The organism is Zhongshania sp. R06B22, from assembly GCF_040892595.1.
Lineage (GTDB): Bacteria > Pseudomonadota > Gammaproteobacteria > Pseudomonadales > Spongiibacteraceae > Spongiibacter > Spongiibacter arctica.
The window spans coordinates 2,805,645-2,830,015 of record NZ_JBFRYB010000001.1; the positions used below are offsets into that span (position 1 = coordinate 2,805,645).

A 24,371-nucleotide genomic window follows, 5' to 3' on the forward strand; every position below is an offset into this window, starting at 1 on the left:
ATGAAAGAACAACAAGCTAAGGTCATTATCGTCGGCAGTGGCTTTGCCGGGCTGGGTATGGCAATCCGATTGAAGAAGGCTGGCTGGCATGATTTTATCGTACTGGAGCGCGCTGATGATGTTGGCGGCGCCTGGCGTGAAAACAGCTACCCAGCTTGTGCCTGTGATGTAGAGAGCCTGCTGTATTCATTTTCTTTTGAGCCCAAGCACGACTGGTCGCGCAAGTTTGCACCAAGTAGCGAGATCCATGAATACCTGCGCCACTGCGCGCGGAAATACGATATTTATTCGCATATTGAATTCTCGCGCAGCTTGGCCAGTGCGGAGTTTGACGAGCACAGCGGACGCTGGAAGCTGCGTGACAGCGATGGCCGCCGTTATAACAGCCAGTTTCTAATATCGGCACTGGGTCCACTTAGCAACCCTATTATTCCCCCCTTTGATGGCCTAGGCGAATTTGAAGGCCCGGCCTTTCACTCGGCGCAATGGGATCACTCGGTAGATTTCAAAGATAAGCACGTGGCCATTGTTGGCAGCGGCGCCAGTACGATTCAGTTCTTGCCTAAGGTCGCCGAACAAGCCAAGTCAGTCACACTATTTCAGCGTACCGCCCCCTGGGTGATGCCAAAAATGGATAGACCGTTTAGCGCTCGTGAAAAGGCCGTCTTTAAGTGGGTGCCGGGCGCGCAAAAACTGTGGCGTGGTTTGATATATTGGCGTGCGGAATTATTTCTCAACGCCCTTCTCAATACTGATTCTTGGATGCACCGCTACGGCGAGCGCGAAATCAAAAAGTATATTGCAGCGGTTATTCCCGACCCTGAGCTCCGCAAAAAAGTCACTCCCAAATTTAGCCTAGGTTGCAAACGCACCCTGCTTAGCACCGACTACTACCCCGCACTTAACCGCGACAACGTGTCTGTGGTCGACAGCGGCGTTAAGAGTATTTATGCAAACGGCCTTATTGATGCCAATGGTAAGAAAAGTCAGGCGGATGTGATCTTGTTTGGCACCGGCTTTCGGGTTGATGACCCTCTTTCCGGCGTGACCGTTAAAGGCTTGGGCGGGCGCGACCTCGGCGAAGAATGGCGCGGTAATGCCTTTACTTCCTATTACGGCACCGCAATCAGTGGCTATCCTAATATGCTGGTCTTAGCTGGGCCGAATACTGGCATAGGCCATACTTCTCTTGTTTATATGATCGAACAGCAAATTGGCTACGCCATAAATTACCTGAAGAAAGCGGACAGCATCGATAATGGTTTTTTGGATGTGCGCCAGGAGGCCCAGCAGAATTTCCACGACACCCTACAAGCTAAATTTCCGGGCACAGTGTGGGCCGCCGGTTGTGAGAGCTGGTATCTCACCGACGGTCAGAAGAACTTCAGTATTTGGCCATCGTTTACCTTTAATTACGCTAGACAAATGCGTCGCCTGCGGATGGGTGATTACCAACTAAGATCTGCAGGCGAAATCACGGGAAACGAGATTTTGGCACAGTGACCATCGCAAAACGTTTGCGCATTGTTGTTATTATCGCGTGCGCCATCCCCACCGTTATCGTGGCAGCGTGCTATATCGCGCCGCTGCCAACAGCTGCTAGCCTGACTGCATTACAGCGCGCCGCAACCGGTGTGAGTCATCGTGAGATCCAGCTACCCAGTGGTGCAAGCATCGCTTATTTAGACAGTGACATTGCCGCACCAGCAGATAAACCGGTACTATTATTACTTCATGGAATAACGTCAAATAAGGATATTTGGTTGCAGCTAATCAGCCATTTCGACAGTTACCGAGTCATCGCGGTAGATATGCCGGGTCACGGTGATAGTCGCGAAACCGAAGATTTTGACTATCGTGTGGAAAACCTCAGCCAGCAGATAGCGGTCTTTATCGAGACACTGTCGCTGCCACCTGCCCATTTGGTGGGTAACTCTCTCGGCGGTTTAGTTGCCGCCCTATATAGCGTTGAGCACCCGAACAGGGTGAAATCGCTGGTGTTAATGAATAGCGCCGGCATTGATGCGCCGCAAAGAAGTGCCATGATGCAGCGAGCAATGGATGATCGCAGTTACAACCCCCTAGTGGTCGAAACAATGGATGATATCGCGCCAAAACTGGCCGCGGTATTGGCGCACCCACCAACGCTGATGGCACCTATTCGGCAGCTAATGCTGGCCCAAGAATTATCGCGACTCGAGGCCAATAATCGGCTGTTTTCTGCCGTGCTAGCAGATGAAAGCAACATCAATAAATTAGAGTTACTACTACCTCGTCTGACCACACCGGCAATGCTGTTATGGGGAGACAGCGATCAAGTCTTTCACTACTCATCAGTTGCCAAAGCCATCGACCTAGCACCGGCGCTGGGCGCACATATTATTGAGGACTGCGGCCATCTTCCCATGCTTGAGGCGCCGGCCAAATCCGCTGCGGTACTGCATGGATTTTTCCACACACCCGGACTGGTGCAGGCCAGCACAGAGCCTACGCCAGAGGTGATGAGTGCGGGGTAATACCTCACCACTGCTAGCCGCGCCTAGTCTCGTTATCTATTGGCTGTCCTTCTACGCCGGCGCGGTAATGGCGATTAATTTTGCCGCGCTGCCCTATCTTGCCAAGACCTTTGACTTGGCCGATGGCCAAATAGCTAAGATGCTGGCGACACTGGCACTGGGAGGCCTACTCGCACTACTTGGCGCACGCTTTAGCGACCGTGTCGGACGCAGACGAGCACTACTGGTCAGTGCATTACTTTCATACCCGCTGATGCTGGCCAGTGCGCTGGCACCCAGTTTGTGGTGGTTTATTCCACTGCAAATTGTGATGGGCGGAATACTGGGCACCATCCATATCACCACAATGGTCACAATCGAAGAGCACTTGCCTCTCGCTCTCAAGGCAAAAGGCCAGGCGTGGGTCGGTGCCATATTTGTAATGGGCAATGGCGGAGGTTTAATCACTGTTAATGTCGCCGCCTATCTTTTTGATGCTAATAGTTGGCGCTATGTTTGGTTGTTCTTTTGCACTGCCGCGCTATGGCATCCGTTGCTGACAAAATTTTTGACTGAGAGCCATGAATATAGCCAGCTTAAAGAGAATCGTTATGCACGCAATGACCGCTGGTTAGATCTATTTTCTGGCCGCCACCGAAAACTCACCCTGTCATTATTTGGCGCACTGCTGTGCTGGGATATAGCCCAATCGGGGGTGAATGGTTGGTTGATTTATCATCCGGTGCAAAATTTGGGCATTGCCCATGAGTGGGTTACTGGATATTTGATCTTGGGCGGCTGGCCAGCGTTACTGGGATTCGCCCTGGGAGTTTGGTTGCGCGATCGCCTAGGCGGTTATACCGTCGCACTGGCAGTCTGCTGTGGACTAAGCGTACTGGGGAATTTTAGTTATTTTTGGATTAAGGGCGATGCTCAGTGGTTGATAATGGCAATGGGTGGCGCCTATATTTTAGGCCTGTTAATGGCGAATGCTCTAATGGTAAATGTAAGGCTATTGGTTAATGAATATTACCCCGCACAGATGCGTGCCAGCATGCAATCTATTGTGATATTAGCCTTGGCTTGCTCGACAATATTTTCCCAATTAATAATCTCGCAGCTAATTGCCCCGCTAGGCGGTCTGGCCAATGCGGTGATCGCCCTACTGGTGCTGAAGCTACTTGCGGCGTTGCTGTTTATTACTTTACCACTAACATCAAGGGTATCCCCGCCTGAAATAATAAAAGCAGTGGTGTGATTAAAAAATATATGCTTGATTGAGAGTACCCAAGGTCGGCATCAAATTATTAGTTAAGTGCGTATGCGGGAGCTTTTAAATTTCCGGAGACGTCTAAAATAAAAATACACACGGTTAATTTCAATAACGACATTGCCGAAGTATCGGCTAACGGATTGCGTTATTGATGTGAGAGTTTAGGCTAAATAAAATGGAGTTTAATAATAATATGATAGTTTCATTTAAAAGTACCTTGGTTCTGGCAACCGCCCTGACAGCGGCAAATATATCGCTTGCTGGCGCTAGGATTATTGAAGAGGTCATTGTGACTTCGCAAAAAACGTCACAGAACTTGCAAGACGTCCCTATCTCAGTTTCTGCCATCACCGGTGATGCGCTACGCGACGCTAATATCAGCACGCTATCAGAGCTAGCCGTACAGCTGCCGAATGTAAATTTCGCTTCCGAGGGACAGCGTAATGAGCAGGTCTATATCCGCGGCTTTGGCACCAACCCATTCAATCCCAGCTTTGAAAGCTCCGTGGGCTTGGTTCAAGACGAAGTTTTCTACGGACGCGCGCCCTACTTCTCCGAACTCCCCTTCGACGTTGAGCGCATAGAAGTATTGCGTGGCCCTCAAGGCACACTATTTGGAAAAAATACCGTTGCTGGTGTATTTAGCCTGACTTCTCGGGGAATAAGCGAAGAACCTCAACTCTATATGGAGGCTGGCATCTCCGAACACGGCGGCACAAAATTTGAAATCGGCGCCGGCGGAATGGTCAGCGACCGAGTAGGGGTAAGGGTGTCAGCCCTAAATGCGCGTCATGATGGTCAGATATACAACTACTTCATCGATCGCGATGAGCAAGCCTTTGAGTACAGCGCAGCCAGATTGAAAATGTTATTTTTATTAAGTGACAATGCCGAATTAGAATTAACGGCGTTAACCGGCGCAACGGATAGCAATTTCTGGCCGAATCAGCTGTATATATTACAAGATGATACCCGCGAGTACTTACAGGATTTCGACCCCAACATTGAGGGTGATGGCTTCGATTATAGTATGAGTGCAAATACGCCGGGCACCGCCGATAAAGACACCAACACCTTTGCCGCCAAGCTCAGTATTGATTTAACTGAGGCCGTGGGCGCAGAACAGTTAGATATGACCGTGGTGCTAGCGAGCACTGATATGCAGGTAACAACCCTGGCCGACTTAGACGGTTCGCCGGCTGACATTGCCACCATGTTTATCGACGATGACTATCAGCAGTACACCTTGGAATGGCGTTTCAGCGGTCGCACTGCGGCGCCATTTGGCCTGGGGGAAGGCGTAGATTTTGTCACCGGAATTTACTTATTTAAATCTGACTATGTGTTCCACGGTGGCTTCAAGCAAGGTGAAGATACCACCGATTTCATTCTCAGTGGCGATGCCGCCCAACTCGCCGGTGACTTGGCGTTGGCGCTACCGGCGTTATACGCGCTAACGTTAACGCAGCGAGACCAGCGCTACGATTTAAACTTTGACCGCACAAGCGAGTCTGCATCACTATTCGGTCAGTTCACTTGGCATCTAACGGATACTTTTTCAGTCACACCAGGTCTGAGGATGAACAGGGAAACCAAACAAGCTGATGTAGCGGGCACCTTAAGTTGCGAAAGTGTTGTTCCCGTGGTGGGCGGTTTAGCCCCCTGTACCTTCGGTTTGGTGCTGGGCGCGAACACCTACGACTTAAGCGATCAGGAGCGCAGCGTAGACGATTTCTCGCCAAAACTGTCGCTAATGTATGCTCCCAACGACGAAATTAATTTTTATTCAACAATGAGCGTAGGCTTTAAAAGCGGCGGCTACAACGCGCTATCATTTAGCGGCGAACAGCTAACCTACGACGATGAGACCGCACGCACTATAGAGTTTGGCAGCAAGGGTCGCTTTTTTGATCGCAGCTTGAGCCTAAATGTAGCGGTGTTTTACACCGAGTTTGAAGACCTGCAGGTACTGGCATTTAACGGCGTCTTTTTCGACGTGCGCAATGCCGCCACCGCCGCATCAAAAGGCTTGGAATTAGACTGGCAGTGGTTGAGTCCTTGGGAAGCCTTCAGTCTGAGCGGCGCGCTTGGCTTGCTGGACTCATATTACACTAGCTATCCCGGCGCACCTTCACCGGTGACAGATGGCCAAGGCGCAGAGCAAGACCTTGCGGGGCGAGAGGTCGCCTACTCGCCGGAGAGCTCACTGACTGTGAGTCCCAAACTAGAAATACCCTTGGGAGACAATCTCGGCATACAAACCGTGCTGGATATTGTCCACAACGGCGACAAATACACCGACACCGATTTGGATGAAAACACCAAGGTTCCAGCTAACACCAAGTTAAACCTGCGTATTAGTCTGGGACATATTTCCCGCAGCTGGGCCGTCACCGTCGGCATGAAAAATTTGACTGACGAGCGCACCCTAAATGCCGTGACCGACGCACCCTTTTTTCCAGGCACTTACTTCACCCAGCAGGCTCCGGGCCGCGAATACTTTGCGTCACTGCGTCTGGATATATAAGGCTAACTCATGATGATTGCGCTTGCGGGAGTTTTTGAGTTTCCCGTGACGTCTAGAATAAAAATGTTTCAGTGACAAAATTGCCAAAATACCAGCTGTAGGATTGCGCTAATAATGTGAAAATTTAGGCTAAATAAAACGGAGTTTACTAACTATATGATTGTTACATTCAAAAACACCTTGCTTCTAGCAACCGCCCTGACAGCGGCAAATATATCGCTTGCTAGCGCTAGGATTATTGAAGAGGTCATTGTGACTGCGCAAAAAACGTCACAAAGTTTGCAAGACGTCCCCATCTCAGTTTCTGCCGTCACCGGTGATGCGCTGCGCGACGCCAACATCAGTACACTCTCAGAGCTAGCCGTACAGCTGCCGAATGTAAATTTCGCTTCCGAGGGACAGCGTAATGAGCAGGTCTATATCCGCGGCTTTGGCACCAACCCATTCAATCCCAGCTTTGAAAGCTCCGTGGGCTTGGTTCAAGACGAAGTTTTCTACGGACGCGCTCCCTACTTCTCCGAACTCCCCTTCGACGTTGAGCGCATAGAAGTATTGCGTGGCCCTCAAGGCACACTATTTGGAAAAAATACCGTTGCTGGTGTATTTAGCCTGACTTCTCGGGGAATAAGCGAAGACCTTCAGCTCTATATGGAGGCTGGCATCTCCGAACACGGCGGCACAAAATTTGAAATCGGCGCCGGCGGAATGGTCAGCGACCGAGTAGGCGTAAGAGTGTCAGCCCTAAATGCGCGTCACGATGGTCAGCTGTACAACTACTTCATCGATCGCGACGAGGACTCCTTTGAGTACAGTGCAGCCAGATTAAAAATGTTATTTTTATTAAGTGATAATGCCGAATTAGAATTAACGGCATTAACCGGCGCAACGGATAGCAATTTCTGGCCGAATCAGCTGTATATATTAGGAGATGATACCCGCGAGTACTTGCAAGATTTCGACCCCAACATTGAGGGTGATGGCTTCGATTATAGTATGAGTGCAAATACGCCGGGCACCGCCGATAAAGACACCAACACCTTTGCCGCCAAGCTCAGCATTGATTTAACTGAGGCCACCGGCGCAGAACAGTTAGATATGACTGTGGTGCTGGCGAGCACCGATATGCAGGTAACAACCCTGGCCGACCTAGACGGCTCTCCGGCTGACATTGCCACCATCTTTGTCGACGATGACTATCAGCAATACACCTTGGAATGGCGTTTCAGCGGTCGCACTGGGGCGCCATTTGGCCTGGGGGAAGGCGTAGATTTTGTCACTGGTCTTTACTTATTTAAATCTGACTATGTATTTCACGGTGGCTTTGTGCAGGGCGAAGATGCCGCCGACTTCATTCTCAGTGATGATGCCGCCCAACTCGCCGGTGACTTGGCGCTAGCGATACCAGCGCTATACGCGCTAACGTTAACGCAGCGCGACCAGCGCTACGATTTAAACTTTGACCGCACAAGCGAGTCTGCATCCCTGTTCGGTCAATTTACTTGGCGTCTGACCGACACTATTTCCGTCACACCCGGCCTGAGGATGAACAGAGAAACCAAACAAGCTGATGTAGCGGGCACCTTAAGTTGCGAAAGTATTGTTCCCGTGGTGGGCGGTTTAGCCCCCTGCACCTTCGGTTTGGTGCTGGGCGCGAACACCTACGAATTAAACGATCAGGAGCGCAGCGTTAACGATTTCTCGCCAAAACTGTCGCTAATGTATGCTCCCAACGACGAAATTAACTTTTATTCGACAATGAGCGTGGGCTTTAAAAGCGGCGGCTACAACGCGCTATCATTTAGCGGTGAACAACTAACCTACGACGATGAGACCGCACGCACTATAGAGTTTGGCAGCAAGGGTCGCTTTTTTGATCGCAGCTTGAGTCTAAATGCAGCAGTGTTTTACACCGAGTTTGAAGATCTGCAGGTACTGGCATTTAACGGCGTCTTTTTCGACGTGCGCAATGCCGCCACCGCCGTGTCAAAAGGCTTGGAATTAGACTGGCAATGGTTGAGTCCTTGGGAAGCCTTCAGCCTGAGCGGCGCGCTTGGCTTGCTGGACTCATACTATACTAGCTATCCCGGCGCACCTTCACCGGTGGCTGATGGCCAAGACGCAGAGCAAGACCTTGCGGGGCGTGAAGTCGCCTATGCCCCAGAGAGCTCACTGACTGTTAGCCCCAAACTAGAAATCCCTTTGGGGGACAATCTTGGCATACAAACCGTGCTGGATATTGTCTACAACGGCGACAAATACACCGACACCGATTTGGATGAAAACACCAAGGTTCCGGCTAACACCAAGTTAAATCTGCGTATTAGTCTGGGACATATTTCGCGCAGCTGGGCTGTCACCGTCGGCATGAAAAATTTGACTGACGAGCGCACCCTTAATGCCGTAACCGACGTACCCTTTTTTCCTGGTACTTACTACGCCCTGCAGGCTCCGGGCCGCGAATACTTTGCGTCACTACGTCTCGATATATAAGGCTAACTCATGATAATTATGCGCAATACTTTACTCATGCTACTGGCGATATTACTTTTCCCCATCGCTGGCTTAGCTGAAACCGGAGAATGGCAGCTCGCAAAGGAGCAGGATGGTATCCGTGTCTATACCCGAGATATCGCAGGCTCGGGCTACCGAGAATTCAAAGGAGAGATGATGGTAGACGCCAATATCAACCAGTTGCTGGGCTTGCTGGATGATACCCAGGCCTGCCCGCAATGGATGCATAATTGTATTGCCCCGCTTTTACTAAGTGAAGCCTCTGAACGCGAGCGCTACACCTACATGCGCAACGACCTGCCTTGGCCCTTCGGTGATCGCGAATTACTGGTTCACTCTTTGATTAATCAAGAGCCGGCCAGCGGTGCAGTGACTATCACCCTCACCGGCATTGACGATGATGCGCTGCCGCTTGATGCGCAATCAAAGCTGCCGGCAAAGAAAAAATACGAACGCGCGGCAGGTCTGCAAGGGTTTTGGCGCTTCACGCCCGAGGGCAATCGCCAGCATGTAGTCTACCAAATGCATATCGACCTTGGCGGCTCACCCGCACCGGCACTAGCCAATGCCCAAATTGCCGATACACCGCTGTACACCCTGATTAATATGCGCAAGCTCATTGAACTCGAAAAATACCATCAATTTAAAATTCCTACTGACTAGCAGCAGCGGCGCTTAGTCTAGACGGCGGACTCCGCGCCCTATAACAGGCTGACTGGCGATTTAATAGAAATACGGGGCGGTGGGCAAGGACGCGATCAAAACAGCTTAGGGGCCGCTTTGGCGCTGCGAGCCCGATATAGATCCAGCGTAAACGAAGGCCTTTGGCTTTCACAAAATACAGCGCGACACATAGCTCCGGGCTATAGACCCCCGATCACATCGGGGATGACGGCTGCGGAGCTGATGTGAGAGCGCTCATTCCCCGCGCGAATCCGAAGCCTATTCAAATAACATAGCGCTAAGCCGAACTGCTCCCAGCTTCAACAAAACGTGGCTTGTTCCAATCGCCCTGCAATTAGTAATTCAATTCGCCTAGGGGCGATTTGAACCCTGCGGGCTGCGCCATTCGCAAAGACACGCGAATAGCTTGTTCAAAACGCTGGCGCAATTAGTAATTCAATTCGCCTAGGGGCGATTTGAACCCTGCGGGCTGCGCCATTCGCAAAGACAAGCGAATAGCTTGTTCAAAACGCTGGCGCGTTTTGTCGAACCAGAGGGTTCTGCCGAACCTCCATTCACACCACACAAATAAAAAAGGCCCCAGTCTTTCGACTGGAGCCTTTTTTATTTGTAATGGCGGAGAAGGAGGGATTCGAACCCTCGATGCAGGATTAACCGCATACTCCCTTAGCAGGGGAGCGCCTTCAGCCACTCGGCCACCTCTCCGGAATCTCTCACTGTTTCGCTTTTTCCGCTAGGGAATAAACCAAAAAGTGCAACGTTAATCAGCACATAGCCCTGATCAACGAATCGGGCGGCATGATACCACACTGAGAAAATAAGCAAAGACCTAGAGCGAATTTTCCGTATATTACTTGTTGCCGTCTTTCTCTGTTTGAATACGTTCGTAAATTTCTTCACGATGAACGGCGATATCTTTAGGCGCATTCACACCCAATCGAACTTGATTCCCTTTCACTCCAAGCACAGTAACAGTCACTTCATCACCGACCATTAAAGTCTCACCAATACGACGAGTTAAAATTAACATTATGGCATCTCCTTGTAAGAGCCTAACCCTAGCCTCTGGCGCCAATCCTTCTGCGGCAGAGTAAATAGGGTTTTAAATTAAATACACGGCTCCAAATCCAAATCAAACGCTGCGTGCAGCGAACGAACGGCTAGCTCCAAATACTTCTCATCAATCACTACCGAAATTTTAATTTCCGATGTTGTGATCAACTGGATGTTGATTGACTCTTCCGCCAGAGTTTTAAACATTTTACTGGCTATACCAGCATGGGAGCGCATTCCTACGCCAACCAAAGACACTTTGGCGATTTTGTCATCTGTTTTGACTTCTCGCGCTCCTGTTTGTTTCACCAGCTTGCGCACAATGGCTTCAGCCTTTGCCATGTCCCCTCGACTTACCGTAAAGGTAAGGTCGGTGGTGTTGTCTTCTGCTACGTTTTGAACAATTACATCAACTTCAATGTTAGCGTCGCTGACTGGCCCGAGTATCTGATATGCCAAGCCCGGGGTATCTGGCACCCCTAAGACTGTAATTTTTGCTTCGTCGCGAGTAAATGCAATACCGGAAATTGCCGGGTTTTCCATATCCGATTGTTCCTCTAAGCTGATCAATGTGCCGGGGCCGTCCTGAAAAGCATGTAACACCCGCAGGGGTACATTGTACTTGCCAGCAAATTCCACTGCGCGAATTTGCAGTACCTTTGATCCCAAGCTAGCCATTTCTAGCATTTCTTCAAAGGTAATGCGATCCAATCTGCGCGCCTTACTCACTACCCGTGGATCGGTGGTGTACACCCCATCCACGTCAGTATAAATCTGACATTCATCTGCCTTTAAGGCCGCAGCTAACGCCACACCCGTGGTATCTGAACCACCACGGCCGAGCGTTGTAATATTACCGTTCTCATCTACGCCTTGAAAGCCGGCAACCACAACTACATTACCAGCTGTTAAGTCGGCTCTGATCTTGGCGTCATCAATCTCCCTGATTCTCGCCTTGGTATGGGCCTCATCGGTTAATATCCGCACCTGCGTGCCGGTATACGACTTAGCACCCTGCCCTAGATCATGTAAGGCCATGCACAGCAGGGAGATGGTCACCTGCTCGCCGGTAGACACCAGCACATCCAGTTCGCGCGGTGTTGGCTGCGACTGCATGGCTTTCGCCATATCAATCAGGCGGTTAGTTTCACCGCTCATGGCCGACACAACCACGACAATATCGTGGCCTTGTTCACGAAAACCCGCCACCTTTTTGGCAACGGCTTTTATACGCTCCACGGTCCCTACCGAGGTCCCGCCAAATTTTTGAACTATCAGACTCATAATTCGCTTCTACTTAATAAACGCCCGCCAAAGAGGGCGCTCATTAAACACCAGAACAAATTTAAAGGAAATAACCCAGTGTAGGCTATACGTGATTTACGTAGCGCTGCGCTATTTTCCAAGACAATAATCCCGAACCACCTGCAATGCAGCCGGAATAGCTGAGCTATCGACACCACCACCTTGGGCCATATCTGGACGACCACCACCCTTGCCGCCCACCGCTTGCGCCGCCAATCTCATTATATCGCCAGCCTTAAAACGAGCCGTAAGATCCTTAGTCACACCCGCAACCAAGGACACCTTGTCGCCCTCATCGGCAGCAAGTAGCAAAACCCCAGAGCCCAATTTATTCTTGAGCTGATCAACGATATCCCTCAGGGATTTAGCGTCTGCACCTTCAAGCTTGGTCACCAAGACCTTAATACCGTTAATCTCCTCTACCTGGCTCATCAGATCATTGCCCGCTGAACTTGCCAGTTTACCCTTTAAGGCCCCTAGCTCCTTCTCCAGTTGTTTCTGCTGGGCAAGCAACTGCTGCACCTTGTCTGCGATTGTTTCGCGACCAGTCTTCAGCAAGCCAGCCAAATTACTCAATTCATTTTCAGCGCTATCAAACGCCGCCAACGCTGCCGCGCCGGTGACTGCTTCAATACGACGAACGCCTGCGGCAATACCCGATTCCGCGCTAATACGCATTAAACCGATATCGCCAGTGCGCTCAACATGGGTGCCGCCACAAAGCTCAATAGAAAAATCCCCCCCCATGCTAAGCACCCGCACGCTATCACCGTATTTCTCACCGAATAACATCATGGCGCCGCGCTTGCCGGCGCTTTCCATATCCATCACTTCAGTTTGGACGGGGGTATTGAGACGAATTTGCTGATTCACCAAGCCTTCAATTTCTGCCAGTTCCTGCTTAGTCACTGATTCAAAATGCGAGAAATCAAACCGCAATCGCTGCGAATCGACCAGCGATCCCTTCTGACCTACATGCTCACCCAAAACCTGACGCAGCGCGGCGTGCAATAGATGTGTGGCCGAATGATTTAAGGCCGTTGCCTGACGAACCTGGTTATCAACCTCGGCGCGCAATTCCTCACCCTCGCCAATAACACCATTCAATACCACGCCGTGATGCAAATGATGGCCACCAGATTTATGGGTATCGCGCACTTCAAAACGCACGCCCTCGGCACTTAAGTAACCGGTATCACCAGCCTGACCACCAGACTCACCATAGAAGGGTGTGCGCTCTAGAATGATGATGCCGGTATCGCCTTCTTTTAGCGAACTTACTCGCTGGCCATCGCGTAACATAGCAATGACTGGAGCACCCTCTTCTACCAGGCTCTGATAACCACAAAACGCTGTCTCACCGTCTAGCGCCAATTCATCACTTAAATCCACTTTAAAATTAGAAGCTGAACGGGCGCGGGTACGCTGCGCCTCCATAGCAGTCTCAAAACCGTCTAGATCGATACTTAAGCCTTTCTCTCGGGCAATGTCAGCGGTGAGATCAACGGGGAAGCCGTAGGTATCGTAGAGCCGGAAAACAGTGTCTCCAGGAATTTGACTAGCGTTCAAATCTTGCAAATCTTGTTCGAGAATTTTCATGCCCTGCTCAAGCGTTTTAGCAAACTGCTCTTCTTCTTGAAGCAAAACTTTTTCGATTTGTGCCTGCCGAATGACTAACTCCGGGTAGGCCTCGCCCATCTCTGCGGCGAGCGGTGCCACCAATTTATGGAAAAACGCGGTCGTTGCGCCAAGCTTATTGCCGTGGCGAGCAGCGCGTCGAATAATGCGGCGCAAAACATAGCCCCGGCCTTCATTAGATGGCATCACACCATCGGAGACCAAAAATGCGCAGGAGCGAATATGATCAGCAATAACACGCAAGGAAGTATGTTCAAGATCGCTTACATTAAGAACGCTAGCGGTCGCTGCAATTAAGTTTTGGAATAGGTCAATTTCGTAATTGCTGTGCACATGCTGCATCACCGCAGAGATGCGCTCCAAGCCCATACCGGTATCTACCGAGGGCGCTGGCAATGGCGTCATAGTGCCATCGGCGTCACGGTTAAACTGCATAAACACGTTATTCCAAATTTCTATATAGCGGTCGCCATCTTCATCGGGACTTCCCGGTGGACCGCCAAACACGTCGGCACCGTGGTCGTAAAAAATTTCAGTACAAGGGCCGCAAGGACCGGTATCGCCCATAGACCAAAAGTTATCTGAGGCGTATTTTTCGCCCTTATTATCACCAATACGCACCATGCGCTCAGCCGGAACGCCCATCTCTTGGTTCCAAATCTGATAGGCCTCGTCGTCTTCGGCGTACACCGTCACCCACAGTTTTTCAGCGGGAATGGCCATCCACTCAGGCGATGTTAAAAACTCCCAAGCGAAGCTAATCGCGTCACGCTTAAAGTAATCGCCAAAACTAAAATTACCGAGCATTTCAAAAAAGGTGTGGTGTCGGGCGGTGTAGCCTACGTTCTCTAAGTCATTGTGTTTGCCGCCGGCGCGCACGCAACGCTGCGAGCTAACAGCTCGAACGTAGTTACGTTTCTCGCGGCCCAGAAAAGCATCTTTAAATTGCACCATCCCCGCATTGGTAAACAACAAAGTGGGGTCATTACCCGGAACCAGAGAACTACTGGCAACTTGGGTGTGTCCTCGACCTTCAAAATATCGAATAAATGCATCGCGAATGGTGGCGCTTTTCATTGAAACTTTCTCACTCCGTTGGCTTTTTAGGTAGCCGATAACATTGACGTACCGGCCTCTCGTCACAGGCCAAGCTGCGGCGAAAAAACCTCAAGTGTATCGAAATTGCGGATAATTGTATCTGACCTAGACGGCGGGCGCAGACGCGCCGCGCGGTCCGTCTACATCTCTAGAATGCGAATGCTAGCCAAGTTTTTCATCTGTTGTCAGCACCCGGGCCTCCGACTCCAACATCACTGGGATGCCGTCGCGAATAGGATAGGCAAGACCACTGGCACGGCATATTAGCTCATTGCGCTGCTCGTCATAATCTAAGGGCGCCTTACTAACAGGGCATACCAAAATCTCTAGAAGTTTCTTATCTATCATTTGTTTTACGCACTCAATATTCGTGGTTTTCGGCATCACTATGGTGCCGATTATTTAATAAACACTGCCCAGGTTCTGATTGCTTTCTACTCAGACACCGGCTTTTCAGGCATGGGGCCCATAACCAAGGCGGGATCGAGACGTTGATCGGCCCAATTTATACGCCAGTCTAAATGCGGCCCCGTTGCACGCCCAGTTGCCCCAACCTCGGCAATTGGGTCACCCTGCATCACCAACTGACCTTCCTCAACCAAGATTCGACTGAGATGAATAAAGGTCGAAGACACCCCCAAACCATGATCAATAATCAAGGTACCACCAGAATAAAACATATCTGGATAAGCTAAGGTAACAACCCCATCGATAGGCGCTGACACTAGCGTTCCGGTCGGTGCGGCAATATCCAAACCATAGTGCGGGCGACCGGGGCTGCCATTATAGACACGCTGACTGCCGAATACACCCGTGATTGGTCCAAGTAGTGGCCATTTAAATTCTTTTACAAAATCCTGCCGGGCGGAGAATTGACTGCGCGCCTTGCCTACCAATGCTGCTTCATGCCTAATTCGCTCTAGCACACTGACGGGCGGCGTCACGGTTTTTTGAGGTACGCCATTAACGCGCTGAACATCATAACTGCGCTGGGCAATCGCCAAATTTCGCTCTACGCACTCTCCCGCTGGGCTACAAACCTTTAGCATCGCTGTCGATTTAGCATCACGACCAAACCCTGCCACCACCAGACCATTATCTGCAATGGGCAAAGCCTTGCCATCCAAGGCCGCACTGCTACCGGGCTCTAAGGTGGCCCAGATCAAGCCGCCCTGCTTCAAGCTACCCTGTAAATCTAGGTCGCCATAGGACATTGGCACCAAGGCGAGTAAAGTCAGACTTGCCACACACCACTTTTTCATCATTACCTTATCCTCTCAGCCCCACCGCTGCGCTAAACTAGCGCGCTATAATTCCTTAAATTACTATTTGATACCACTATAATGAGTCGTTACCGTCCACCACGCCCTAAGGGCTCCTGCTACATCACCCCTGAAGGTGAGAAAAACTTGCGCGACGAAGTCCGTCAGCTTTGGAAAATCGAGCGACCACAGGTTACCGCCACCGTACACGAAGCCGCAAAGAACGGCGATCGCTCTGAGAACGGTGACTACATATATGGCAAACGCCGCCTTCGAGAAATTGACGGTCGCGTTCGCTTCCTCACCAAACGCTTAGAAGAGCTTACGGTGGTGTCCCATATACCGAGTGACCACAGCAAGGTCTATTTTGGCGCCTGGGTCACCGTAGAAAACGACGATGGTGAAGAATGCGAATATCGCATTGTCGGCCCCGATGAATTTGACTTAACCCAGCGCAAGTTATCGATGGACTCCCCTCTCGCCAAAGCAATGCTAGGCAAGCAACTAGATGATGAGGTCATTGTCCCCACCCCCAAGGGCGCTCAAACTTATTATGTCATCGCGATTCGCTACGGCAACTAAATCTCCGTTAATGCGCTTGAGGCTATAGCAAATAAAGGCCTAGCAGTAATGACAGTGACGGCCACCAGGGCTTGCGCTCTGAGCTGTAGAGATCGTCATACACATGCCCTATGATGGCCACATAATAAATCATCCACATCTTATTAAGAGAACTCACTATGTTGTTGTTATCACTAGTCTGGGCTTGGACAGCATGGAATGTCTATCATCCCCATAAATCAGCGCCAGAATTACTCGGCGTTTTCAGTTTTATCTTTGGCGTTATTACCGGCGAGCTCGCCCTGCACATCATCGCCTTAGAAGTCGGCTTAACCCTTGTCATTATTATGCTTGGCGAGCTTAGCGGTATTAGCGATGCCCTGGGTCTCGCTATCGCCATAGTTAGCTGGACGGCGATAGCCGTATTCTATTTTAGAGCCCAGCGCACCGACCCCATTATGAGTCAAGCTGTTCGCTACGCACTGCAATTAGCGCCAGAGCAAACCCTTGATACCAGCAGTTCTCTGCTAATAGACGCGGACGTCAAACGCCTAGCCAAACCCTTCAACTATAAATTAGCCAATGTGCAGCGCCTAAAGAATATTGAGTACGCGCGGGTTAATGGCCGCTCACTGCGAGTAGACATTTACCGCCGAGCCGACGCACCAAAAAATGCCCCAGTGCTATTTCAAATGCATGGCGGCGCTTGGCTAGAAAAAATGGGTAGTAAGAACGAGCAAGCCCTGCCTCTTATGAACCAAATGGCTGCCAACGGCTGGGTCTGCGTGGCGGTTGAATATCGCCTTAGCCCTGGCTCAACCTTCCCAGATCACATTATTGACTGTAAACGCGCACTTCACTGGATCAAAGAACATATCGCTGAGTATGGCGGCAACCCCGATTTTGTGGTCGCCACAGGCGGTTCGGCTGGCGGTCATTTGTCGAGTTTGCTGGCTTTGAGCGCCAACGCTCCGGAGTTTCAGCCTGGCTTTGAAACCGCAGACACCACTGTGCAAGGCTGCATACCCTTCTACGGCGTTTACGATTTTCTCAACAGCCAAGGTCAGCGGAGCAGCGAGTCACTAACCCAGTGGATATCAGCCAAGGTCCTTAAAAAAACCCGCGCTGAATCTCCAGATTTGTGGCGACAAGCATCACCTTTATACTGGGTACACAAGAATGCACCACCATTCTTACTTATTCACGGAGAAGCCGATACGCTAGTCCCGGTAGAAGAGTCACGGGTTCTATTTAAGGCACTGCAGGACGTATCCACTCAGGCCGTTAGCTACGCTGAATTACCCGACGCCCAGCACGCCTTTGATATTCCGGTGTCACTGCGGACCCAAATTGTCGTCAACCACCTCACCGTTTATTTAAACGAGCTTTACCGTCGCCATTTAGCCCGCGACCTAGCAACAGCTAGTGCAGCAGAACCGGCTGAAACCGAGGAAGTGGCAGAGTGAGGAATGGTTAAAAGCAAAAAAGGGAGCATGGCTCCCTTTTTTATGGTGCAGTTTTAGGCAGACACTAAATCAAAACGGTATCCACGACTTTTTATCGTTGTAGTGAACGTAGCCGACACTGGCACCAGCACGCAAACCAACGCCGGTTCTAATCGGCGCCAAAATCAAATCTCCACTCTGCTGGTAATTCACACCCACGCCAGCAACCACATAAAAACTGCCATCAACGCCCGGGATTCGCTGCATCAACTGCTGCATTTCATCCAAATGGTAAACCAAGGTAAATACTTTGGAGACATTGGCTCCCATATCGAACCCCACTGAAGGCCCCTGCCAAAAGATTGGCTTTACATCGCCGTTATAACGCTGCAACTCACCTTGCCCGTAACGAACGCCAACACCCAATGCCGCCGATACCTCTTCGCCGGCAATAATGGCATTGGGACTACCCTGCTCAGCAAATACTTTTTCTATCGCCTTAGCCAAGCCAGCGGTCGTTTCACCGAAAAAACCATCGGCTTTCTCTAATACTTGCTCCTTAGTAAAACCCTCATTCGATTTGGGCTTTACGGCCTTATCCTCTGCAAAAGCAGGCGCAGCCAACACTAGCGTCATCAGTATCACTAGCCGCATCGCATATTGGAATGTAGTAAATATATCGCTCATTTCGTTCTCCATTTATAATTATAATTAATCTGCAAAATCATTTTACCGCCCAAGTTTACAGTATCGCAGCTGGTAGCGACGTGAAAACGCGCTGAGCATCGCCTTCACAGCCAAGTAACAATACCTGTAACTTTAATAGCGCAGACACGCTAATCGCATCGGTAATACGGCCATCCATTGCCATCGCTATCGCCTCCGCCAAAGGCAAACGAAGCACCTCTATATCTTGCTCTGTTGGCTCTAAATCGGCCTCACCTTGACTCAAATTCATCGCCAAAAATACTTCAGCGCACTCATCTGTCACAGAGTTTGACGTATGTAAGTCCATCAGTTTCGCCCAACTCTTCGCGGACAAGCCAGTTTCTTCAAGCAGCTCACGGCTAGCCGTTGCCAGCGGCGAACTCCCCAGCGGGCAACCGCCTTCGGGTATCTCCCAGCTGTCTTCCTCTAAGGGATAGCGGTATTGCTTAACCAAATAAGTACACCCCTGCTCGTCTAGCGGAATAATACCCACCGCGATACTCTGAAAACAAATCTTGCCGTAAATTCCATCGGTACCGGCCGGTGTTTTTACCTCGTGGTGCTCTAAGCGCAGCCACGGATTCTGATAGACGGTCTGACTGCTCAACTGCAGCCATGGACCCAGCCTTTTACTCATGGTATCTCCAAAATAGGGTTTGTTCGCCTGCGGAGCCGAGGCACTAGCTCAGTATCAAACCAAGGGTTGCGTCGCAACCACATCTGATTTCGCGGCGAGGGGTGAGGTAAAGGAATATACAGACTGTCAGCAGGGTGATTTGCCACCCGCTCGGTGAGCGTTTTGAAGGTGTCATGCAAATAATACTTTTGCGCATACTGGCCGATCAGCAATACCAGCTCTAGCTCCGGCATTTGTGCCAGTAAGCGCTCATGCCACAGCGGCGCGCATTCTTTACGCGGCGGTAGGTCACCAGACTTGCCCTTACCGGGGTAACAAAACCCCATCGGCATAATCGCCAAGCGGCTATCGTTATAAAATTGCTCTCTGTCGATATTTAGCCACTGCCGCAAGCGGTCGCCAGAAGGATCATTCCAGGCAATACCGCTTTCATGAACCCGTGTACCCGGCGCTTGGCCAATAATGAGTATGCGCGCAGCGGTATCCGCAATGACCACTGGGCGCGGGCCCAATGGCAAGTGGGCCTCACAATATCGGCAATCACGAATCGTACTGAGTAATGTATGCAGGGTTTCCATGCCGGCATTGTGCCCTGCTTAATTTGTCAGCGGCAAGCAAGTCGTCGTTTAAATCCTTAGGCAGCCCCGCTATTTGCCGGCGATACCCAAGGCAGAAAGCGTCTCAGAAGACAATCGCCCCGTCGCCAATCCCTGTTGTTTTTGAAAGTCGTGAATGGCCACCAGAGTATATTTCCCCAATACCCCATCTAGCCCGCCGGTGTCGTAATCTAATTTACGCAAGGCGCGCTGAACACTGTATACAAGCTGTTTGGTGATCTCTCGCTCACACGGCACCATCCGCCACCCCAGCCGCGTATCACTGACTTTCTCTCGGTAGCTATAGTCTTTGTAGACTGGCGCAATTTGATGGCTAAGCTCTCGTTCCGGCTCTAGCACACGCTGCGCTCTAACGGTCTTATATTTTGCGGGAACACGCTCTTCAATCGTGTGTTCAGCAACATCTACCACTTTCTTGCGCAGGGTTTCATACACGCCTGGCTCCACAACTTTACGATATTTTGCCGGCTCAACCAGCACCTGCTTTTTAATTTGACGATAGCTAACTGGTATTTTTTGTTGATGAACAATTTCACCGCTCTCCTCATCAATTTTTTCTATCTCGCCCCTACCCGCTACCCAAACCCACTCTTCCGGTGACTCAATCACCTCTTCGATCACGGTTTCATAACGCGCAGGGCTCAGCAATACTTGCTGACTTCGCGGCGGCAAGACCAGTGTCCGCTCTTCCTGCCATTTGTAGGTCGCCGGCACTACCTTTAAACGCACATAGGCCTCACTGACCAGCACCCGCTCATTAAACCATTCGAGTTTTGCCGGGATCAGCTCTCGACGCTCGCTCGCCTCTTTAATTAAGCGACGCTCAATGCGGTCTACATAGCTTGCCGGCACTAGCAACTTGGCATAGCAACGACCGGTTTCAGCGTCAGGGGGAATAGCGGGCAGCGTATCGGCGCCATCCGCACTTGGCGCCCGCGCCTTTATTTTCTCCATTTCAATTAAGGCATCGGCAAGTGCCGCCTCTAAAGACGAGATACGCTGCTCTTTAGGGCCTGGCTCTAGAGCCAGTTGACTCGCATTGGGCGGAGCAAGAACCGAACAGGCAGCCATATTAAACACTGCCGACAACACCGCAATATGCGCCCCGAGGGTGCGCCATTTAAAACCTGCATTTCCTTGTCTAGGCAAAGCCACCAGAAACCTCTTAATCAAGATGTTAGATGGCAATATCTTATAACGATGACGCCAGCCAGATCGAGACCAAAGACTCATTAAAGTCTATTATTTTCAACAACTAAGGTACACAAAAGCATTATGTGTTTTACCAACTTACTTGCGACGCCAACAATCGCTTCAAGGCAGAAAAGTGTCGCCATGTATAGCGACGATGAATGCACCAATTTGCGTCGTGAATATGCCACCATCTGCAGCGAAGACCGGTATTGATCGCGGAAATTGCTAAAGAAAATGAAGCCTCAATATGGTTTAATAGGCGCCGCATATCCGACGACGCAGGCAAATCGCAGCATGACCCAAAATCTTACCGCTCTATCGCAAAATGATGACTTCCTAACACGCCATATTGGCCCAGATGAAAGCCAAACTGCAGCAATGCTGCATACGGTTGGCGCGAGTTCGCTCGACGATCTGATCCAGCAAACCGTACCAGCATCCATTTTACGCGGCGAGATGCCCTTGCCCGCCCCCCAAAGCGAAACCGCAACGCTGAATCGCCTGCGCACCATCGCAGCCAAAAACCAAGTCGCTCGTTCGTTTATCGGTGCAGGCTACCACGGCACCATCACACCGCCGGTGATTCTACGCAACGTCCTAGAAAACCCCGGCTGGTATACGGCATACACGCCCTACCAGCCAGAAATTGCCCAAGGTCGGCTAGAAGTCCTCCTTAATTTCCAGCAGATGGTGATCGATTTAACGGGCCTAGAACTTGCCAACGCCTCACTACTCGATGAAGCCACTGCTGCCGCAGAGGCGATGGCGATGTGCAAGCGCTCGGCCCGCAAGAACAAAAGCAATGTCTTCTTTATAGACAATAGCTGCCACTCACAAACCGTCGCCGTTTTAAAAACCCGCGCACTTCCCTTGGGACTTGAGATTGTAGTGGGCGACGCTGAAACCGAGCTTGCCAGCACACCTTGCTTTGGGGTGCTACTGCAATACCCGGCGACCGATGGCAGCGTCAAGGCACTCACAACGATTTCCGCCCAAGCAAAAGCCCAAGACGCTATGACCGTGGTTGCGGCAGACATCATGAGTTTAATTTTGCTAACGCCACCGGGCGAACAAGGCGCAGATATTGTGGTCGGCAGCGCGCAGCGTTTTGGCGTACCCATGGGCTTCGGCGGCCCCCATGCTGCCTTCTTTGCCACCCGCGAAAGCTTTAAACGCTCAATACCCGGCCGCATCATTGGGGTATCAATAGATAGCCGCGGCAACCAAGCCCTGCGCATGGCAATGCAAACCCGCGAGCAACATATCCGCCGAGAGAAGGCGACCTCAAATATTTGCACCTCGCAAGCTCTGCTCGCCATTATGGCGGTGTTCTACGCCATCTATCATGGTCCCGAGGGGTTAAAAACCATCGCATTGCGCATAAATCGCATGACCGGCATCTTCGCCGCCGGTTTAAGCCAACTGGGCTATACCACCAACACCGCTTTTTTTGACACTGTTTCCGTCAATACTGGGGATGCCAGCACCTCGATTGCAGATCGAGCAGAAGCCGCGCTATTAAATTTGCGGCGCGGCACGCAGCAGCTGGGCGTCAGCTTTGATGAAACCACCACGACTGATGACATCGAACAGCTATGGCAAATCTTTGCCGGTGATAAACCCCTGCCCTCAGTCAGCGCGCTGGATCAATCCCTAGGTAATATGCCGGGTATCCCCGCCTCGCTAGAACGCAAGAGCAGCTACCTCAGCCACCCCGTATTTCATCAGTACCGCTCAGAAACTGAAATGCTGCGCTATATGAATCGCCTTGAGCGCAAAGACATTGCCTTAAATCACTCAATGATTGCACTGGGCTCCTGCACCATGAAGCTAAACGCGACCACCGAGATGATTCCCATCTCCTGGCCAGAATTTAGCAACATACACCCCTTTGCGCCGCGCAGCCAAGTGACCGGCTACCTGCAATTAATTGATGAGCTTGAGCAGCAGTTAATGGCTTGCACTGGCTACGACAAATTCTCTATGCAGCCCAACGCCGGTTCGCAAGGTGAATACGCCGGTCTTCTGGCCATTAAGCGCTATCACGAAAGTCGCGGTGACGCCGCCCGCGATATCTGTTTAATCCCTAGCTCTGCACACGGCACCAATCCCGCATCGGCGGCGATGGCCGGGATGCGCGTTGTGATTGTGGGCTGCGATCAGCTTGGCAATGTAGACATTGCCGACCTCCGCCAAAAGGCCGAACGCCACGCCGACCAACTGTCGGCGCTAATGGTTACCTACCCATCAACCCACGGTGTATTTGAAGAAGGGATTCGTGAAATCTGCGATATCACTCACCAGTATGGCGGCCAAGTCTACGTCGACGGTGCCAATATGAACGCCCTAGTAGGACTCGCGGCGCCGGGCGAATTTGGCGCCGATGTATCGCACCTTAATCTCCACAAAACATTCTGCATTCCCCACGGCGGCGGCGGCCCAGGCATGGGACCTATAGGGGTTAAAGCCCATTTAGCGCCCTTTTTGCCCAGCCACCCGGTATTCCCGGTAGAAGGTTTAGACCCACAAAATGACACCGTCTCTGGCGCCACCTACGGCAGCGCCAGCATTCTGCCAATATCGTGGGCGTATATTTCATTGATGGGCGGCACCGGCTTAAAGAAAGCCACTGAAATTGCCATCCTCAGCGCCAACTACATCGCCACACGGCTTCACGAACACTACCCGGTGCTTTATACCGGTCGCAATGGTCGGGTTGCCCACGAATGTATTATCGATTTACGGCCCCTTAAAGAAAGCACTGGCATCAGCGAAGAAGATATTGCCAAACGCTTAATGGACTATGGCTTTCACGCCCCCACCATGTCGTTTCCGGTACCGGGCACCTTGATGATTGAGCCGACCGAAAGCGAATCGAAGATGGAAATAGATCGCTTCTGTGACGCCATGATTCATATTCGCCGCGAAGTGGGCCGCGTGGAAAGCGGGCAGTTACCCGCCGACAACAACCCTTTAGTGAATGCACCCCACACCCTTGCCGACATCGTCGCAGACTGGGATCGCCCCTATTCTCGTGAAGAAGGCAGCTTCCCCGTTGCCAACTTACGCGAGGGCAAATACTGGCCAACCGTTAACCGTATTGACAATGTGTACGGTGATCGCAACCTCATTTGCTCCTGCCCACCAATAGAAAGCTATATGGCAGACTGAATAACACGCCCTCAAAAGAGGGCATATTTCCGCCAAAGCATCGATTTTTCATGCCTTTTTCTGGGGCAAAAGCGGTTTTTTATGACTACTTCACAGAAATGTTGATGTTTTTGCCTCTAACATGACAGCTTAGACGCAGATGGTATTGTTTTTACAAATAACATCCGTGAAACTACGTATAACTAAATTTCA

At 50.9% G+C, this 24,371-nt stretch carries 18 protein-coding genes and 1 tRNA gene; 9 read left to right on the forward strand and 10 right to left on the reverse strand.

Annotated elements, in window-relative coordinates; genetic code table 11:
• The 6 genes from AB4875_RS12810 (at position 1) to AB4875_RS12835 (ending at position 9,469) form a co-directional block, all read left to right on the forward strand.
• Positions 1-1,503, forward strand: a complete 1,503-nt coding sequence (locus AB4875_RS12810; protein ID WP_368376446.1) for a flavin-containing monooxygenase — start codon at positions 1-3, stop codon at positions 1,501-1,503.
• Positions 1,500-2,516 carry an alpha/beta fold hydrolase gene (locus AB4875_RS12815; protein WP_368376447.1) on the forward strand — a complete coding sequence of 339 codons (1,017 nt, stop codon included), beginning with the start codon at positions 1,500-1,502 and terminating at the stop codon, positions 2,514-2,516. The genes AB4875_RS12810 and AB4875_RS12815 overlap by 4 nt, the downstream gene beginning before the upstream one ends.
• Positions 2,506-3,753: an MFS transporter gene (locus AB4875_RS12820; protein WP_368376448.1), complete on the forward strand. Its 1,248-nt coding sequence runs from the start codon at positions 2,506-2,508 to the stop codon at positions 3,751-3,753. Before AB4875_RS12815 ends, AB4875_RS12820 begins: the two co-directional genes overlap by 11 nt.
• Before the next feature lie 208 nt (positions 3,754-3,961).
• Complete coding sequence (locus tag AB4875_RS12825; RefSeq protein ID WP_368376449.1) at positions 3,962-6,295, forward strand: TonB-dependent receptor; 2,334 nt, start codon at positions 3,962-3,964, stop codon at positions 6,293-6,295.
• 156 nt (positions 6,296-6,451) lie between these two features.
• Complete coding sequence (locus AB4875_RS12830; protein ID WP_368376450.1) at positions 6,452-8,785, forward strand: TonB-dependent receptor; 2,334 nt, start codon at positions 6,452-6,454, stop codon at positions 8,783-8,785.
• A gap of 9 nt (positions 8,786-8,794) precedes the next feature.
• Complete coding sequence (locus AB4875_RS12835) at positions 8,795-9,469, forward strand: START domain-containing protein (RefSeq protein ID WP_368376451.1); 675 nt, start codon at positions 8,795-8,797, stop codon at positions 9,467-9,469.
• A 634-nt stretch (positions 9,470-10,103) separates the two neighbouring features.
• On the opposite strand, the gene AB4875_RS12840 is transcribed toward AB4875_RS12835, so the two are convergent.
• The 6 genes from AB4875_RS12840 to AB4875_RS12865 all read right to left on the reverse strand — a co-directional run bounded on the left by AB4875_RS12840 (position 10,104) and on the right by AB4875_RS12865 (position 15,849).
• A tRNA-Ser gene (locus AB4875_RS12840) sits at positions 10,104-10,195 on the reverse strand.
• 145 nt (positions 10,196-10,340) lie between these two features.
• Positions 10,341-10,520 (reverse strand): carbon storage regulator CsrA, encoded by a 180-nt coding sequence (csrA, locus tag AB4875_RS12845; RefSeq protein ID WP_269617968.1) that lies wholly within the window; start codon positions 10,518-10,520, stop codon positions 10,341-10,343.
• A gap of 77 nt (positions 10,521-10,597) precedes the next feature.
• A complete protein-coding gene (locus tag AB4875_RS12850; protein WP_368376452.1) occupies positions 10,598-11,827 on the reverse strand; it encodes an aspartate kinase in 1,230 nt (409 codons plus the stop codon).
• A gap of 111 nt (positions 11,828-11,938) precedes the next feature.
• Positions 11,939-14,563 carry an alanine--tRNA ligase gene (gene alaS, locus AB4875_RS12855; RefSeq protein WP_368376453.1) on the reverse strand — a complete coding sequence of 875 codons (2,625 nt, stop codon included), beginning with the start codon at positions 14,561-14,563 and terminating at the stop codon, positions 11,939-11,941.
• A 183-nt stretch (positions 14,564-14,746) separates the two neighbouring features.
• Positions 14,747-14,932 (reverse strand): Trm112 family protein, encoded by a 186-nt coding sequence (locus tag AB4875_RS12860; RefSeq protein ID WP_368377083.1) that lies wholly within the window; start codon positions 14,930-14,932, stop codon positions 14,747-14,749.
• An 86-nt stretch (positions 14,933-15,018) separates the two neighbouring features.
• On the reverse strand, positions 15,019-15,849 hold the full coding sequence (locus AB4875_RS12865) for a M23 family metallopeptidase (protein ID WP_368376454.1): 831 nt from the start codon (positions 15,847-15,849) through the stop codon (positions 15,019-15,021).
• Positions 15,850-15,927: 78 nt separating this feature from the next.
• On the opposite strand from AB4875_RS12865, the gene greB reads away from it, so the two are divergent.
• Together greB and AB4875_RS12875 are read left to right on the forward strand one after the other, a co-directional pair.
• Complete coding sequence (gene greB / locus AB4875_RS12870; RefSeq protein WP_368376455.1) at positions 15,928-16,428, forward strand: transcription elongation factor GreB; 501 nt, start codon at positions 15,928-15,930, stop codon at positions 16,426-16,428.
• Positions 16,429-16,586: 158 nt separating this feature from the next.
• Complete coding sequence (locus tag AB4875_RS12875; RefSeq protein WP_368376456.1) at positions 16,587-17,873, forward strand: alpha/beta hydrolase fold domain-containing protein; 1,287 nt, start codon at positions 16,587-16,589, stop codon at positions 17,871-17,873.
• A 69-nt stretch (positions 17,874-17,942) separates the two neighbouring features.
• Here AB4875_RS12875 and AB4875_RS12880 read toward each other — a convergent pair whose 3' ends face one another.
• The 4 genes from AB4875_RS12880 to AB4875_RS12895 form a co-directional block, all read right to left on the reverse strand.
• Complete coding sequence (locus AB4875_RS12880) at positions 17,943-18,539, reverse strand: DUF1134 domain-containing protein (RefSeq protein ID WP_368376457.1); 597 nt, start codon at positions 18,537-18,539, stop codon at positions 17,943-17,945.
• A gap of 55 nt (positions 18,540-18,594) precedes the next feature.
• Complete coding sequence (locus AB4875_RS12885) at positions 18,595-19,197, reverse strand: NUDIX domain-containing protein (protein WP_368376458.1); 603 nt, start codon at positions 19,195-19,197, stop codon at positions 18,595-18,597.
• Positions 19,194-19,775, reverse strand: coding sequence for a uracil-DNA glycosylase family protein (locus AB4875_RS12890; protein ID WP_368376459.1), 582 nt, complete (start codon positions 19,773-19,775; stop codon positions 19,194-19,196). The genes AB4875_RS12885 and AB4875_RS12890 overlap by 4 nt, the downstream gene beginning before the upstream one ends.
• A 69-nt stretch (positions 19,776-19,844) precedes the next feature.
• Positions 19,845-20,969, reverse strand: coding sequence for a peptidoglycan-binding domain-containing protein (locus AB4875_RS12895; protein ID WP_368376460.1), 1,125 nt, complete (start codon positions 20,967-20,969; stop codon positions 19,845-19,847).
• A gap of 333 nt (positions 20,970-21,302) precedes the next feature.
• On the opposite strand from AB4875_RS12895, the gene gcvP reads away from it, so the two are divergent.
• Complete coding sequence (gcvP, locus tag AB4875_RS12900; protein ID WP_368376461.1) at positions 21,303-24,179, forward strand: aminomethyl-transferring glycine dehydrogenase; 2,877 nt, start codon at positions 21,303-21,305, stop codon at positions 24,177-24,179.
• Positions 24,180-24,371 lie beyond the last annotated feature (192 nt).